The organism is Pseudoalteromonas sp. NSLLW24 (assembly GCF_015864725.1).
Taxonomy (GTDB): Bacteria; Pseudomonadota; Gammaproteobacteria; order Enterobacterales; family Alteromonadaceae; genus Pseudoalteromonas; species Pseudoalteromonas arctica.
This window is the reverse complement of sequence record NZ_JADYWQ010000054.1, coordinates 1-599: the sequence shown is the minus strand read 5'-3', so window position 1 is coordinate 599 and position 599 is coordinate 1. Positions and strand designations below refer to the sequence as shown.

Below are 599 nucleotides of genomic sequence, written 5' to 3'. Positions count from 1 at the left end.
GGGGAACCTGGGGCTGGATCACCTCCTTATACGATTTAGAACTTATTTGTTCGTAGTGTCCACACAGATGATTGTTATTGTAAAGAGAACAACACTTATTGTTTTGGGTCTGTAGCTCAGCTGGTTAGAGCGCACCCCTGATAAGGGTGAGGTCGGTAGTTCAAATCTACTCAGACCCACCACTTCTTATCTAATTAAGAAGATGGTTAAAACAATAAGTACCAGCATATGTGGGGCTATAGCTCAGCTGGGAGAGCGCCTGCCTTGCACGCAGGAGGTCAGCAGTTCGATCCTGCTTAGCTCCACCACTTACTTCTTAAAAATAAATATTCTTTATCAGGCCATTAACCGCCTGAGAATAGAGTGTGTTTAATTTTGAGAAGTTTTTACATCTCTTGCTCTTTAAAAATTTGGAAAAGCTGATAATAAAATTCTGATAGATACATTGTATTTATCAAGAGTTTTCAAAAGTAAAAAAAGAATGGTAGCAGTACCATTCAGTGCCATTTAGTTAACTCTTAGGAGTTGATTGATTGGTATCTACTTTAGTATTCAATATTGACTTCTGGCGAAGTTAAACTGTCACAAAACAAAGACCC

General features: G+C 38.7%; 2 tRNA genes. Both read left to right on the top strand.

Annotation, left to right across the window (positions count from 1 at the left end):
- Nucleotides 1-105 precede the first annotated feature (105 nt).
- Nucleotides 106-182 (top strand) — tRNA-Ile (locus I6E72_RS19655).
- A gap of 50 nt (nucleotides 183-232) precedes the next feature.
- Nucleotides 233-308 (top strand) — tRNA-Ala (locus tag I6E72_RS19650).
- Nucleotides 309-599 lie beyond the last annotated feature (291 nt).